Origin of the sequence: Amycolatopsis sp. NPDC059021 (assembly GCF_042739895.1) — a bacterium.
Lineage (GTDB): Bacteria > Actinomycetota > Actinomycetes > Mycobacteriales > Pseudonocardiaceae > Amycolatopsis.
Map to the genome: position 1 here is coordinate 75264 of NZ_JBHYIQ010000015.1, position 14003 is coordinate 89266.

Here is a 14003-nt window from a genome sequence, read left to right on the forward strand (position 1 = left end):
GTGCGGCCCCTCGGGAAAGGGCCGCACCACGGCAACAGGGCGGGATCAGAACTGGGCTTCCTCGGTGGAACCCTTGAGCGCGGTCGTCGAGCTGGCCGGGTTCAGCGCGGTCGCGACCTGGTCGAACCAGCCGGTGCCGACCTCGCGCTGGTGCTTCGTGGCGGTGTAGCCGCGGTTCTCCGAAGCGAACTCGCGCTCCTGCAGGTCGACGTAGGCGGTCATGCCCTCGCGGGCGTAGCCGTGCGCCAGGTCGAACATCGAGTAGTTCAGCGCGTGGAAGCCGGCGAGGGTGATGAACTGGAACTTGTACCCCATGTGGCCGAGCTCGCGCTGGAACTTCGCGATCGTCGCGTCGTCCAGGTGCTTCTTCCAGTTGAACGACGGCGAGCAGTTGTAGGCCAGCATCTGGTCCGGGAACTTCGCCTTGATGGCCTCGGCGTACTTGCGGGCCACCTCGAGGTCCGGCTCCGAGGTCTCCATCCAGAGCAGGTCGGCGTACTGCGCGTAGGCCAGGCCGCGCTCGATGCACGGCTCGATGCCGTTGCGCACCTCGTAGAAACCTTCGGCGGTGCGGCCGCCGGTCAGGAACTGCTGGTCGCGCTCGTCGACGTCGCTGGTGAGCAGCGTCGCGGCCTGTGCGTCGGTGCGGGCGACGACCAGGGTCGGCACGTTCAGCACGTCGGACGCGAGGCGGGCGGCGTTGAGGGTGCGCTCGTGCTGCTTGGTCGGGATCAGGACCTTGCCGCCGAGGTGACCGCACTTCTTCTCGGACGCGAGCTGGTCCTCCCAGTGCACCCCGGCCGCGCCGGCGGCGATCATGCCCTTCATCAGCTCGAACGCGTTCAGCGGGCCACCGAAACCGGCCTCGGCGTCGGCGACGATCGGGGCGTACCAGTCGATGTCGGTATTGCCCTCGGCCCAGGTGATCTGGTCGGCGCGGCCCAGCGCGTTGTTGATGCGGCGGACGACGGCGGGCACCGAGTTGGCGGGGTAGAGGCTCTGGTCCGGGTAGGTCTGTCCGGCGAGGTTGGCGTCGGCGGCGACCTGCCAGCCCGACAGGTAGATCGCGCGCAGCCCGGCGCGGACCTGCTGGACGGCCTGGTTACCGGTGAGGGCGCCCAGCGCGTGGATGTAGTCCTCGGTGTGCAGCAGGTTCCACAGCTTCTCGGCGCCACGGCGGGCCAGGGTGTGTTCCTCGACGACACTGCCGCGCAGCTTCACCACGTCGGCGGCCGAGTAGGTCCGCTGGACGCCCGCCCAGCGGGGGTCGGTCTCCCACTGCCTGGCCAGCTCCTCGGCCGCCTGCTTGGCCTGCTCAGTCATCGAAGTCTCCCGGTGTTGCGAAGTTTGCGATTGCTCGCCTTTCCTGCCGTGACCTTGGCATGCCACGGAAAATCCGGTCCAGGTCTCCAATTTGCCAATTTCTGCGAAGCTTCCGTACGCTTCTGTGAAGGTTGCGAATCAGCGGTTCACAACTGGGCCGAAAAACGCCGGACTTGATCGTTCACGTAATCGTTCAGGGCCGGAAACCTTGCGGACTCCGGAGGTCTTGGTGGACAAAATTTTCGCCGGCGCGCGTGTGCGGCATCTGCGGGAAAACCGGTCGATGAGCCAGGCCGACCTCGCCCGTGTGCTGGAGATCTCACCCAGTTACCTCAACCAGATCGAGCACAACTCGAGGCCGCTGACCGTCCCCGTGCTGCTGCGGATCACGCAGGCGTTCGGCGTCGACGCGGAGTTCTTCGCGAGCACGGACACCTCCCGCCTGGTCGCCGACGTCCGCGAGGCGCTGCTCGACGAGGTCCTCGGCATCGACGTCACCACCGGTGAGCTCAACGAGCTGGCCTCGAACCTGCCGACGATCGCGCAGGCGCTGGTCAAGCTGCACCGCAGCTACCGCAACGCCGTCGAAAACACCGCGGCGCTGACCACGGAAAACGGCCTCGGCCTGCACGGCAGCGCCGCCGCGCCGCTCCCGCACGAAGAGGTCCGCGACTTCTTCTACGAGCGGGAGAACTACGTCGCCGAGCTGGACGACCGGGCCGAGCGGATGGCCGCCGAGATCCCGCTGCGCCGCGGCGAGGTGCTGGTCATGCTCAAACAGCGGCTGTGGCAGCGCTACGGCGTCGAGGTCACCAGCGCCGGGATCGACGAATCGGCGGGTGAACAGCATCGCTACGAGCCACAGGGCCGCGTGCTCCGGCTGGCGCCAAGCCTGCGCGTCGGCCAGCAGGCGTTCCGGATGGCTTCGCAGATCGCGTTGCTCGAATACGACGATCTCATCACCGAACTCGCCGATTCGTGGGCGTTTTCCGGCCCGGCGGCCCGGTCGCTGGCGCGGGTCGGCCTGGCGAACTACTTCGCCGGTGCGCTGGTCCTGCCGTATGGCGCTTTTCTGACCACGGCCGAGAAGTTCCGCTACGACATCGAGCGGCTGTGCGATCACTTCGGCGTCGGATTCGAGACGGTGTGCCACCGGCTGTCGACGCTGCAACGCCCGAAGCAGCGCGGCGTGCCGTTCTCGTTCGTCCGCGTCGACCGCGCGGGCAACATGTCGAAGCGGCAGTCCGCGGCCGGATTCCACTTCAGCCGGGTGGGCGGCGCGTGCCCGCTGTGGAACGTCTACGAGGCGTTCACCTCGCCCGGAAAGATCCTCACGCAGATCGCGACGCTGCCCGACGGCAAGAGCTACTTCTGGGTCGCGCGGACCGTGTCGCGGAACATCGGCGGCTATGGCAGTCCCGGCAAGACGTTCACCGTCGGGCTCGGCTGCGAACTGCGGCACGCGGGCAGGCTGATCTATTCGACCGGCCTCGACCTGGACGAACCCGCGGCGGCGACGCCGATCGGGATGGGCTGCAAAGTCTGCGAACGCCCCGCCTGCCCGCAGCGGGCGTTCCCGACCATCGGCAAGCAGCTCACCGTGGACGAGAACACCAGCACCTTCGTGCCCTACCCGGCCGTGCCCAAGGGCTGACCTCCCGGGTTCGCTCCTGTGGCCGTTTTTCGGCTACGCGCAGGTCAGAGACGGTGAACGCCGCTTCGGACAGGGCAACTGCCGCCAAGATTGTCTACCATCCGGGGGCCGGGAAGTGGAGGAGCGGATGCCTGCCGACACCACCCAGGGTGCCGCTGCCGTCCAGCAGGCGCTGTCCGCGCTGCGACAGGCGATCCAGAACGGCGACATGGCACCCGGCCGGCGCCTCGTCGAGACCGAGCTGGCCGAGGCCTACCGCGTGACCAGGGCCAGCGTGCGGGCGGCACTGATCGAGCTGACATCGGAAGGCCTGGTCGAACGCATCCCGAACCGCGGTGCCCGGGTGCGCGCCGTGCCGCTCGCCGAGGCGATCGCGATAACCGAATGCCGCATGGTGCTGGAGGGACTCTGCGCTGCTAAGGCGGCCGAAGCGGTGACCGACGAGCAGATCGGCCTGTTGCGCACGATCGGCGACCGGATGACGCGCGCGGTGGACGAAGGCGAGCCGCTGCGGTACGCGGAGCTGAACACCGAGCTGCACCGGCTGGTGCGCGAGATTTCCGGCCAGGAAGTGGCCACCGGCCTCATCGCCCGGCTGCGCGGCCCGATCATCCGGCGCCAGTTCCGGCTGTCGCCGGCCCCGTGTCAAGCCAAGGTGTCGATCTGCGATCACCTGGCGATCATCGAGGCCATCTCCGCCCGCGACCCGGAGGCCGCCGAACTCGCGGCCAGGAAGCACGTCGCCGGCGTCGTCGACGCGCTACGGGCCACCGCGGCCGGATAGCCGAACGCCGGTACCGCGAACCGGGTCAGTACATTCGTCGAGGTGCACGACATCGACACGGTGACAGCCGAACTCGTCGAGCAGGCCGCGCGCCGGCTGGCCGGAGTGGTCACCAAGACGCCGCTGGAGCCCAACGCCCGGCTTTCCTCCCGGGTGGACGCCAGGGTGTGGCTCAAGCGCGAAGATCTGCAAACGGTCCGTTCGTACAAGATCCGCGGCGCGTACAACTTCATCGTCCAGCTCGACGAAGCGACCCGCGCTCGTGGCGTCGTGTGCGCGAGTGCCGGGAACCACGCGCAGGGCGTGGCCTACGCCTGCCGTCGGCTCGGCGCGAACGGCCGCGTCTATGTCCCGGGCACGACGCCGCGACAGAAGCGCGAACGCATCGCAACGCTCGGCGGCGCGCACATCGAGGTCATCGTCGTCGGCGAGACGTACGAGGACGCCTTCGCCGCTTCGCGGGAGGACGCGCAGCGCACCGGCGCGACGCTCGTGCCCGCCTTCGACGCCGTGCAGACCGTCGCCGGACAAGGCACGGTCGCGCTGGAGATCGTGGAACAGCTGGGGTTCATCCCGGACGTCGTGGTGGTGCCGGTCGGCGGCGGCGGGCTGCTCGCCGGGATCACCAGCTGGGTCGGGCAACGGCATCCGGAGATCCGCGTCGTCGGCGTCGAGCCCGCGGGAGCGACCTGCATGGCGGCCGCACTGGAGGCAGGGCACCCGGTCCGGATCGACGCCGTCGACTCCTTTGTGGACGGTGCGGCGGTGCGCGAGGCGGGCGCCGTCACCTACCCGCTGGTACGCGACAGCGGCGCCGAACTGACCTCGGTCGCCGAGGGCGCGGTGTGCACGGAAATGCTCGCGATGTACCAGTCCGACGGCGTGATCGCGGAACCGGCGGGCGCGCTCGCCACCGCCGCGCTCGGCGATCCGGTGAAGATCGAACCCGGCCAGACCGTGGTGTGCGTCGTGTCCGGCGGCAACAACGACGTCAGCCGCTATGGCGAAATCGTGGAACGCTCACTGATCCACGAAGGCCTCAAGCACTATTTCCTCGTCGGTTTCCCGCAGGAGCCCGGCGCGCTGCGGCAGTTCCTCGACGAGGTGCTCGGACCGGATGACGACATAACCCGCTTCGAGTACGTCAAGCGCAACAACCGCGAGACCGGACCCGCCCTGATCGGCATCGAACTCGCGCGGGCCGGGGACCTCGACGGGCTTCTCCACCGCTTGGCCGCCAGCCCGCTGCAGGTCGAACGGGTCGAGCCGGGCAGCCCGCTGTTCCATTTCTTGGTATGACACTTCCTGGTGTGACCCGGTAGGCGTTCAGGACGGATAGCGCAGCAGGCCGGAGTCGATCTTCTCCCACGCCGCCCGCAGCTCCGCCAGCCTCGGTGCCTCGGCACGAGCACGGTCGGCCTGCTCCCGCGGATCGCTCACGACGTCGAAGAGCTGGTCGGTGCCCGTCGGGGTCCGGTAGTACTTCCACCGGCCACGGCGCAGCGCCCGCTCGGCACGGGTCCGCCAGAAGAGGTCGTGCGTGGGCGCTTTCCGGCCACGCAGGAGGTATCCGGCGAGACTGCGGCCGTCGAGTGGATACCGTGCATCCACCTTCGCGCCCGCGATTTCGAGCAGCGTCGCGGTCCAGTCCGGGGACACGACAGGGACGTCGCTGACCTGGCGCGGCCGGATCGCGGCGGGCCAGCGCAGGATCGTCGGGACGCGGATGCCGCCTTCCTGCAGGCCGAACTTCTCACCCGAGAGCGGCCACTGATACGACCATCGCTCACCGCCGTTGTCACTGGCGAACAACACGAGCGTGTCCTCGAAACGGCCACGGGCGCGCAGCGCGTCGAGGACGGCGCCCACGGAACTGTCGAGGTGCTCGACCATCTTCCGGTAGGTCTCGAGCGAGCCGCCGTCCGAATGCGACAGTACGTTGCGCTCCCCCGCCCGGATCCGCGCGCTGAGCTCGTCGCTGACGGCCTTGTCGTCCCGCGTTTCCCACGGCCAGTGCGGAGTGGTGAAGTTGAGGTTGAGCAACCACGGCCGGTCGTGGTCGCGGCGCACGAAGTCGACAGCCCGTTCGGTGATGATGTCGGTGTAGTAGCGCAGGTCGGCGTATTCGACCTCGCCCTCGTACAGGTCGTGGCGGCCGGCGCCGTCGAGCTTCGAGAAGTAGTCGATAGCGCCGCCGAAGTTGCCGAAGAACTCCTGCCAGCCGGCCCGGGTCGGGCTGAACCACGGCAGGTACCCGCAATGCCATTTGCCGATCAACGCCGTCGAGTATCCGGCGTCGGCCAGCAGCGACGCCAGGGTCGGGTGGTCGTGCGGGATGCCCTCGAGTTCGTTCGGCGACGCGATCGGTTCGGCGAGGCCGCCCCGCAACCGGCCCGGGTAGCGGCCGGTGTAGAGGCTGAACCGGGTCGGCGAGCAGGTCGCGGAGCCGGAGTAGGCGTCGGTGAAGCGGACGCCTTCGCGGGCTAGCCGATCGAGGTTCGGAGTATGGATGTGCGGCGACCCGTAGCTGGACAGATCGGCCCAGCCGAGGTCGTCGCCCAGGATGACCAGCAGATTGGGCCTGCGCACCGGGCGTTCCGGCGCCGCGCGGAACGGCTGTTCGTCGCCGTTTTCCGCCGACGCGGTCCCGGACGCGGCGAGAACGCCCGCGCCGGTGGCCCCGAGCAACGTCCCGAACGCCCGCCGCGACAACCCCGCGGACTCACCCATCCTGCCCTCCCACTGCCCTGCTTTCCGCATGTCGAGCAGGAGCTTTTCGCCCGTCGCCGTAAAACGGCAACGACGCTCAAGCGGTGGGACGCACTTGCCAGGCCGTCAGGATTCGAGAGTCTTCTGCAGCGCCTTGTTCGCCTTGCGCGCCATGTCGGCGATGGCCTCGCGACGCGCGGCGTCGGCGGCGTAGTCGTCCTGGCGGTTGCGCACCACGCGAGCGGGCGAGCCGACGGCGATCGAGTAGTCCGGGATGTCGCCCCGGACCACCGCGTGCGCGCCGAGCACGCAGCCGCGGCCGACGCGAGTGCCCTTCAGCACGCTGACCTTCGTGCCGATCCAGGTGTCCGGCCCGATCCGGACCGGCGACTTCACGATGCCCTGGTCCTTGATCGGCACCGTGATGTCGGCGGTGACGTGGTCGAAGTCGCAGATGTAGACCCAGTCCGCGACGAGTGTGGCCGAGCCGAGCTCGATGTCGAGATAGCCGTTGATCACGTTCTGCCGCCCGAAGACGGCTTTGTCGCCGATCCGCAGCGACCCCTCGTGACAGCGGATGGCGTTCCCGTCGCCGATGTGCACCCACCGGCCGATCTCCATCCGGCCGAACCCGGGGCGGCAGTGGATCTCCACGTTCTTGCCGAGGAACACCATGCCGCGCAGGATGATGTGCGGGTTCGCGATCCGGAACTTGAGCAGCCGCCAGTAGCGCACCAGGTACCAGGGCGTGTACGCGCGGTTCCGCAGGACCCAGCGCAGCGAATCGGCGGTCAGGAACTTCGCCTGCCGCGGGTCGCGCCGGGCCTGCCGCCAGGCCCGCACCCGTGACAGCGCGGGCGCACCCCACATGGACGTCATCCATGGAATCTAACAGCGGCGCGAAGCGCCTCCGTTGAGGGCGGTGGCGGGGAGGAAGGCGGTGCGTAACCTGTGAACAGACGCCCGACACAGGCAAGGGGAGCTGATGGGGACGAAGCTGATCATCGACACCGACCCGGGTGTCGACGACGCCTTCGCGATCGCACTGGCCGCGGTGTCGGCCGACGTCGAGCTGCTGGGTGTGACCACCGTGTTCGGCAACGTGCCGCTGACCTCGACGACAGCGAACGCGCGGCGCCTGTTGCAGCTGTGCGACCGGCCGGACGTGCCGGTCGCCGCCGGTGCCGCGCGGCCGCTGGTCTACCGGAACCCGCACACCGCCGGGTTCGTGCACGGCGCGGACGGGCTTTCCGGGCGTTCCGAGACGCTGCCGGAGGCCACCCGGCCGCTCGAAAACGGCGACGCGGTGAGTCTGCTGGTATCACTGCTGGAGGCGTCCGACGAACCGGTCACGATCGCCCCGATCGGACCGCTCACGAACATCGCGGCGCTGCTGGCCGCGCATCCCGGCGTCCGGGAGAAGATCGCGCGGATCGTGATCATGGGCGGCGGGATCGAACGCGGCAACAGCACCGCCGCCGCCGAGTTCAACATCTGGAGCGACCCCGAAGCCGCACGCCGCGTACTCACCGAGGACGACGTCCCGTGCGTGCTGGTACCGCTGGACATCACCCATCGGTGCGCGATCGACCGCGCCTGGCTGGCGAAGCTCGCCGCGTCCGGCCCGCTCGGCGCGGCGCTGGAGCGCCTGACCGCCGACTACACCGCCTACTACAGCCGGGTGCTCGGCTTCGACGGGATGGTCATGCACGACGCCGTCGCCGTCGCGGAGGCGATCAGCCCCGGGATCCTGCGGACCGAGCCGTATCCGGTGAACGTCGACTGCGGCGCCGGGCCTGCCCGGGGGATGACGGTCGTGGACCGCCGCAAGCTCGCCCGGGACGATCCGGAGGCCAGTCCCGGTCGGACGGTCGAGGTCGCCGTCGACACCGACCTCGACGCCCTGCGGCAGTTCGTGCTCGACCGCCTGTCCGGAGGCCACCGATGACCTCGGAAACGCCCGGGCCGTCGCCCGATCAGGCCGAACACGCGGCGGCGCCCGAAGCCGCCCTCGCGCAGCCGTCACGCCGTCGCCGGATTTTGGTCATCGCCGCGGCCGTCGTCGTCGCCGCGGGCGCGGTGGTGGCGGCCGTGCAGTTGTCGCCGAAGGACCAGCCGCGGTCGTCGGCGGCCGCGGTCGCCTCGTCGACGCCGCCGAGTCCTAGCCCGTCACTGCCGCAGGAAGCGCCGAAGGCACCCCCGCAGGCACCGAGCGAGTTCGACGCGTGGGTGTCGCGGACGAGCCAGTGGCTCGACATCCCGCTGCGGGCGATGACGGGCTACGCCAAGGCGACGGTGACGCTGGGCAAGGAGAACCCGGGCTGTCACCTTTCCTGGGTCACGCTGGCGGCGCTGGGGAAGGTCACCAGCGACCACGGTCGTGCCAAGGGCGGCACCCTCGGCACCGACGGGACGATGAGCGCGCCGATCGGCACCATCGAGGTCCGCGACTTCTACGACCGCGTCGTCTCGACGGCGAACGCGAGCGGGCCGATGCAGCTGTCCCCGGCGACCTGGAGCAAGTGGCAGCGGTCGGCGACCGGCGCCGCCCCGAACGCGCAGAACATCGACGACGCCGCGCTCACCACCGGCCGCGCGCTGTGCGGCGACGGCCGTGACCTTTCGCAGGGCCAGACCTGGTGGAACGCCGTCGGCTCGGTCCAGGCCGCGCCGCTGTACCTGCACCGCACGCTGGCGACGGTGAACGTCTACGGCACGGTCGGACAGCAGGACAAGGCGCCGAACCCCGCCGTGCTCAGCGCGGTCAACTTCGCGATCGACAAGATCGGCCTCCCCTACGTCTGGGGCGGCAACGGCACCGGCGGCCGCGACCCCGGCTTCGACTGCTCGGGACTGACCACCGCGGCGTACGGGAGCGCGGGGATCAAGCTGATGCGCACGGCCGACACGCAGTACCGGAGCGTCAAGCGGGTCGACGAACCGACGCTGGGCGACCTGATCTTCTACGGCAGTCCGGGCACCGAGATCCACCACGTCGGGCTCTACATCGGCAACCAGCAGATGATCGACGCGCCCACCGAGGGCCAGGCCGTGCAGGTGCACCCGTACCGCAAACCGGGCGACGACTACGCGGGAGCGGGCCGCCCGACCGAACAAGCCTGACCATGGCTTCCGCTCGGACGATGGTGCCGAGCGACGGCGGATTTTGTCGGGGGTGCGGGCTACGGTCCAGCACATGTACGACATCGACTTCGTCGAGTTCCCGTCCAGCTCGGCCACCGCGTCCGGGCAGTTCTTCCAGAAGGCGTTCGGCTGGGCGGCGACCCCGTACGGTCCCGACTACGCCGACGTCCAGGGCGCGGGCATCACACTCGGCTTCCAGGCGGACGCGGCCGAACAGCCCGAGGCGCCGTTGGTGACGATCCGCACCGACGACCTCCACCAGGCGCGGCGAGCCGTCGAGGACGCGGGCGGCATCGTCACGGTCGAACCGTTCGACTTTCCCGGAGGCCGGCGCTTCCACTTCCGCGAGCCGGGCGGCAGCGAACTCGCGGTGTGGTGCCCGGCCGGGTGAACAAGCCGGTGCCGAGGCAAACACCGGAACCGGTGCTCGCCTCGGCTCAGACGCCGACGTAGGCCGCGAGATGCTCGCCGGTGAGGGTGGAGCGGTCGGCGACGAGCTCGGCCGGGGTGCCCTCGAAGACGATCCGGCCGCCGTCGTGCCCGGCGCCGGGGCCGAGGTCGATGATCCAGTCGGCGTGCGCCATGACCGCCTGGTGGTGCTCGATGACGATGACCGACTTCCCGGCGTCGACGAGCCGGTCCAGCAGGCCGAGCAGTTGCTCGACGTCGGCGAGGTGGAGGCCGGTGGTCGGCTCGTCGAGCACGTAGACACCGCCCTTTTCCGCCATGTGGGTGGCCAGCTTTAGCCGCTGCCGCTCGCCGCCGGACAGCGTGGTGAGCGGCTGGCCGAGGCGGAGGTAGCCGAGCCCGACGTCGGAAAGGTGGGTCAGGATCTTGTGGGCAGCCGGCGTCTTCGCCTCGCCGTCGGCGAAGAACTCCTCGGCCTGAGCCACCGACATCGAAAGCACTTCGCTGATGTCACGGCCGCCGAACTTGTACTCGAGCACCTCTGCTTGGAAACGCCGACCTTCGCATTCTTCGCACGTGGTGGCGACACCGGCCATCATCGCCAGGTCGGTGTAGATGACGCCGGCACCGTTGCAAGCCGGGCAGGCGCCCTCGGAGTTGGCGCTGAACAGCGCGGGCTTCACGCCGTTGGCCTTCGCGAACGCCTTGCGGATCGGGTCGAGCAGCCCGGTGTACGTCGCCGGGTTGCTGCGCCGCGAGCCCTTGATCGCCGTCTGGTCGACCGACACCACCCCGTCGTTGCCGGAAACCGAGCCGTGGATCAGGGAGCTCTTGCCCGAGCCCGCCACGCCGGTCACGACGACCAGCACACCGAGCGGGATGTCGACGTCGACGTTCTGCAGGTTGTGGGTGCCGGCGCCGCGCACCTCCAACGTCCCCGACGGCGTCCGCACCGAATCCTTCAGCGAGGCACGGTCGTCCAGGTGCCGCCCGGTGAGCGTGTCGCTGGCCCGCAGCCCCTCGACGGAGCCCTCGAACACCACCTCGCCGCCGTCGGTACCGGCACGGGGGCCGAGGTCCACGACGTGGTCGGCGATCGCGATCGCCTCCGGCTTGTGCTCGACGACCAGCACCGTGTTGCCCTTGTCGCGCAACTGCAGCAGCAGGTTGTTCATGCGCTGGATGTCGTGCGGGTGCAGCCCGATCGTCGGCTCGTCGAAGACATACGTGACATCGGTGAGCGACGACCCGAGATGGCGGATCATCTTGGTGCGCTGCGCCTCGCCGCCGGAAAGCGTGCCCGACGGCCGGTCGAGGCTGAGGTAGCCGAGCCCGATCTCGACGAAGGAGTCGAGAGTGTGCCGCAGGGATCCCAGCAGCGGCGCGACGGACGGTTCGTCCAGCTTCCCGACCCACTCGGCGAGGTCGCTGATCTGCATCGCGCAGGCGTCGGCGATGGTGACCCCGTCGATCTTCGACGAACGGGCCTCCTCGGACAGCCGGGTACCGTCGCATTCGGGACAGGTCGTGAAGGTGGCCGCCCGCTCCACGAAGGCCCGGATATGCGGCTGCAGGGAGTCGATGTCCTTGGACAGCATCGACCTCTGGATCGTCGGGACCAGGCCCGCGTACGTCAGGTTGATGCCTTCGATCTTGACCTTGGTCGGTTCCTTGTAGAGCAGGTCGTTCAGCTGCTTCTTGGTGAACTTCTTGATCGGCTTGTCCGGGTCGAAGAAGCCGCAGCCGCGGAAAATGCGGCCGTGCCAGCCCTCCATGCTGTAGCCGGGGATCGTGACCGCGCCCTCGTTGAGCGACTTGGTTTCGTCGTACAACGCCGACAGATCGATGTCGTTGACCGAGCCCCGGCCCTCACAGCGCGGGCACATGCCGCCGGTGATGCTGAAGCTGCGCCGCTCCTTGATCGTCTGCCCGGCACGCTTCACGGTGACCGCGCCCGCGCCGCTGATCGAGGCGACATTGAAGGAAAACGCCTGCGGCGAGCCGATGTGCGGCTTCCCGAGCCTGCTGAACAGGATCCGCAGCATCGCGTTGGCGTCGGTGGCGGTGCCGACCGTGGAGCGCGGGTCGGCCCCCATCCGCTGCTGGTCGACGATGATCGCGGTCGTCAGCCCGTCCAGGACGTCGACCTCGGGCCGGGCCAGCGTCGGCATGAAACCCTGGACGAAGGCGCTGTAGGTCTCGTTGATCAGCCGCTGCGACTCCGCCGCGATCGTGCTGAACACCAGCGAGCTCTTGCCGGATCCGGAGACACCGGTGAACACCGTCAGCCTGCGCTTCGGGAGTTCGATGCTGACGTCCTTGAGGTTGTTCACACGCGCGCCGTGCACGCGGATCAGGTCGTGACTGTCGGCGGCATGCGGCGCGGGCGACGGTGCCGATGCGCGACCGCTTCGCGCCGTCGCTGGTGTGTTCTTCCTCGTGGCCATGCTCGTGGTGTCTCTCTTCTCGATCGGGCGGTCGCGGCACCGGCCCGCTGGTCTTCTTGATCGGCAAGGTCCGGCGTCACCCCTGCGGCCGACGCCGGACGAGGCTCAGCTCAGTTCCTGGATGCGGAGCAGGTTGCCCGAGGGGTCGCGGAAGGCGCAGTCGCGAATCCCGTAGGGCTGATCGGTCGGTTCCTGGACGACTTCGGCGTCGCCGGCCTGCAGCCGCTCGAAGAGGCCGTCGAGGTCCTTGGTGGCCAGGTTGATGCTGGCGTAGGTGCCCTTGGCCATCATCTCGGTGACGACGCGCCGCTCGTCGTCGGTGAGGCCGGGAGTGGCGGCCGGCGGGTACAGGACGATGGAGGTGTCGGGCTGGCCGGCGGGACCGACCGTGATCCAGTGCATCCCGCCGTACTCGACGTCCTTGCGGACCTCGAAGCCGAGAGTGTCGCGATAGAACGCCAGCGAGGCGGCCGCGTCGTTGTGCGGGAGGAAACTCGCGTGAATGGTGATATCCATGGCGGTCACGCTACGTGCGGCCCGAGGACGGCGCTTCTCGATTCCTGATCGGTCTGGTCACCTGCTTCGCCACGCACGGCGGCATGCCTTCCGTGGCACCCTTCGCCTCCCGCCGGTAAGCGCTCGGAGGCATCCCGACCAGCTCGGTGAAGCGAGTGCTGAAGGTGCCCAGCGACGAGCAGCCGACCTCGAAGCAGACCTCGGTGACACTGAGATCGCCCCGCCGCAGCAGCGCCATCGCGCGCTCGATACGCCGCGTCATCAGATAGGAATACGGTGACTCTCCGTAGGCGCGACGGAACTCGCGACTGAGGTGCCCTGCCGACATGTGCGCGTCACGGGCGAGCGCCTCGACGTCCAGCGGCTGCGCGTACTCCCGGTCGATCCGGTCGCGAACACGGCGCAGCCTGGCGAGGTCGTTCAGGCGCTGCTCCGCGGCGGGTCTGCTGCTGCTCACCCGCGAGATCGTACGTCGCGCGGGCCCGTTCGGACCTGATTGGACCCGCGGGCGCTCTTCGCAAGCCCCGTCCCGGGATAGGCCACGCAGCGGAACCCGTGGTGCCACAACGGCGGTGTCCGGCGGGCTTTCGGCGCTGGATCCTTGTCTGGCGGCCTCTTGACAGCGATGGAGCCTCGAGCCGGGAGACTGGTGCGACCCCGGTGCGAAGGCCATCCGCCGGCGGCTCTCCGCCCGGAACGGGCCGCGACCAGTTCGTCCGGCGATCGCGACGCCGGACGGCACAGCGCCGCCATCACCACGCCCCCGACGTGGCTCCGCGCCACCCGTGCCGGGCCACGCCTGTCCGCGAATCCGTGCGAACGGGACAAGGAGTGATCATCATGAAAACCGCCCGAGCCTGGGCCGGAACCCTCGCCGCCGCGGCGTCCGCCCTCGTCGTGCTGGCCCCCGCCGCCGCGGGGGGCCCCCCCGCGGGGGCGCGGGGGCTCGCCCGCGCCGGGGGGGCCGCCCCCCCCCCCCGCCACGCGACGGGGACCAGACACCAGCCCCGGGTCGCTG

Annotated in this window: 12 protein-coding genes; 6 read left to right on the forward strand and 6 right to left on the reverse strand. The window is 69.5% G+C overall.

The annotated features are described in order from the left end of the window. Nucleotides 1–45 precede the first annotated feature (45 nt). On the reverse strand, nt 46–1323 hold the full coding sequence (gene aceA / locus ACFWX1_RS11820; RefSeq protein ID WP_378386393.1) for an isocitrate lyase: 1278 nt from the start codon (nt 1321–1323) through the stop codon (nt 46–48). A 229-nt stretch (nt 1324–1552) separates the two neighbouring features. Here aceA and ACFWX1_RS11825 point away from each other — a divergent pair, with 229 nt between their 5' ends. From ACFWX1_RS11825 to ilvA, 3 genes are all read left to right on the forward strand, one after another. Further along, nucleotides 1553–2977 carry a short-chain fatty acyl-CoA regulator family protein gene (locus ACFWX1_RS11825; protein WP_378325138.1) on the forward strand — a complete coding sequence of 475 codons (1425 nt, stop codon included), beginning with the start codon at nt 1553–1555 and terminating at the stop codon, nt 2975–2977. 127 nt (nt 2978–3104) lie between these two features. Further along, entirely contained in the window at nt 3105–3761 is a 657-nt protein-coding gene (locus ACFWX1_RS11830) for a GntR family transcriptional regulator (RefSeq protein WP_378386395.1), read from the forward strand. Nucleotides 3762–3803: 42 nt separating this feature from the next. Then, nucleotides 3804–5060 (forward strand): threonine ammonia-lyase IlvA, encoded by a 1257-nt coding sequence (gene ilvA, locus ACFWX1_RS11835; RefSeq protein ID WP_378386397.1) that lies wholly within the window; start codon nt 3804–3806, stop codon nt 5058–5060. A gap of 27 nt (nt 5061–5087) precedes the next feature. Here the strand turns inward: ilvA and ACFWX1_RS11840 are convergent, their stop codons facing one another. Further along, nucleotides 5088–6491 (reverse strand): sulfatase, encoded by a 1404-nt coding sequence (locus ACFWX1_RS11840; RefSeq protein ID WP_378386399.1) that lies wholly within the window; start codon nt 6489–6491, stop codon nt 5088–5090. 105 nt (nt 6492–6596) lie between these two features. Beyond that, complete coding sequence (locus tag ACFWX1_RS11845; protein ID WP_378386401.1) at nt 6597–7349, reverse strand: acyltransferase; 753 nt, start codon at nt 7347–7349, stop codon at nt 6597–6599. Between the two features lie 106 nt (nt 7350–7455). Between ACFWX1_RS11845 and ACFWX1_RS11850 the strand changes: the two genes are divergently transcribed. From ACFWX1_RS11850 to ACFWX1_RS11860, 3 genes are all read left to right on the forward strand, one after another. Further along, on the forward strand, nt 7456–8418 hold the full coding sequence (locus ACFWX1_RS11850; RefSeq protein ID WP_378386403.1) for a nucleoside hydrolase: 963 nt from the start codon (nt 7456–7458) through the stop codon (nt 8416–8418). A 92-nt stretch (nt 8419–8510) separates the two neighbouring features. Continuing rightward, on the forward strand, nt 8511–9593 hold the full coding sequence (locus tag ACFWX1_RS11855) for an NlpC/P60 family protein (protein WP_378386511.1): 1083 nt from the start codon (nt 8511–8513) through the stop codon (nt 9591–9593). Between the two features lie 73 nt (nt 9594–9666). After that, on the forward strand, nt 9667–10005 hold the full coding sequence (locus tag ACFWX1_RS11860) for a VOC family protein (RefSeq protein ID WP_378386405.1): 339 nt from the start codon (nt 9667–9669) through the stop codon (nt 10003–10005). 46 nt (nt 10006–10051) lie between these two features. Here ACFWX1_RS11860 and ACFWX1_RS11865 read toward each other — a convergent pair whose 3' ends face one another. The 3 genes from ACFWX1_RS11865 to ACFWX1_RS11875 all read right to left on the reverse strand — a co-directional run bounded on the left by ACFWX1_RS11865 (nt 10052) and on the right by ACFWX1_RS11875 (nt 13442). Continuing rightward, entirely contained in the window at nt 10052–12469 is a 2418-nt protein-coding gene (locus ACFWX1_RS11865) for an ATP-binding cassette domain-containing protein (RefSeq protein ID WP_378386407.1), read from the reverse strand. Nucleotides 12470–12574: 105 nt separating this feature from the next. Next, a complete protein-coding gene (locus ACFWX1_RS11870) occupies nt 12575–12985 on the reverse strand; it encodes a VOC family protein (RefSeq protein ID WP_378386409.1) in 411 nt (136 codons plus the stop codon). 10 nt (nt 12986–12995) lie between these two features. Next, nucleotides 12996–13442 carry a helix-turn-helix transcriptional regulator gene (locus ACFWX1_RS11875; protein WP_378386411.1) on the reverse strand — a complete coding sequence of 149 codons (447 nt, stop codon included), beginning with the start codon at nt 13440–13442 and terminating at the stop codon, nt 12996–12998. Between the last annotated feature and the right edge of the window lie 561 nt (nt 13443–14003).

Excerpts from the sequence above, each read along its gene's own strand:
- aceA (WP_378386393.1), bottom strand. The coding sequence starts at position 1,323 with ATGACTGAGCAGGCCAAGCAGGCGGCCGAGGAGCTGGCCAGGCAGTGG.
- ACFWX1_RS11830 (WP_378386395.1), top strand. The coding sequence starts at position 3,105 with ATGCCTGCCGACACCACCCAGGGTGCCGCTGCCGTCCAGCAGGCGCTG.
- ACFWX1_RS11840 (WP_378386399.1), bottom strand. The coding sequence starts at position 6,491 with ATGGGTGAGTCCGCGGGGTTGTCGCGGCGGGCGTTCGGGACGTTGCTC.
- ACFWX1_RS11845 (WP_378386401.1), bottom strand. The coding sequence starts at position 7,349 with ATGACGTCCATGTGGGGTGCGCCCGCGCTGTCACGGGTGCGGGCCTGG.
- ACFWX1_RS11850 (WP_378386403.1), top strand. The coding sequence starts at position 7,456 with ATGGGGACGAAGCTGATCATCGACACCGACCCGGGTGTCGACGACGCC.
- ACFWX1_RS11860 (WP_378386405.1), top strand. The coding sequence starts at position 9,667 with ATGTACGACATCGACTTCGTCGAGTTCCCGTCCAGCTCGGCCACCGCG.
- ACFWX1_RS11865 (WP_378386407.1), bottom strand. The coding sequence starts at position 12,469 with ATGGCCACGAGGAAGAACACACCAGCGACGGCGCGAAGCGGTCGCGCA.
- ACFWX1_RS11870 (WP_378386409.1), bottom strand. The coding sequence starts at position 12,985 with ATGGATATCACCATTCACGCGAGTTTCCTCCCGCACAACGACGCGGCC.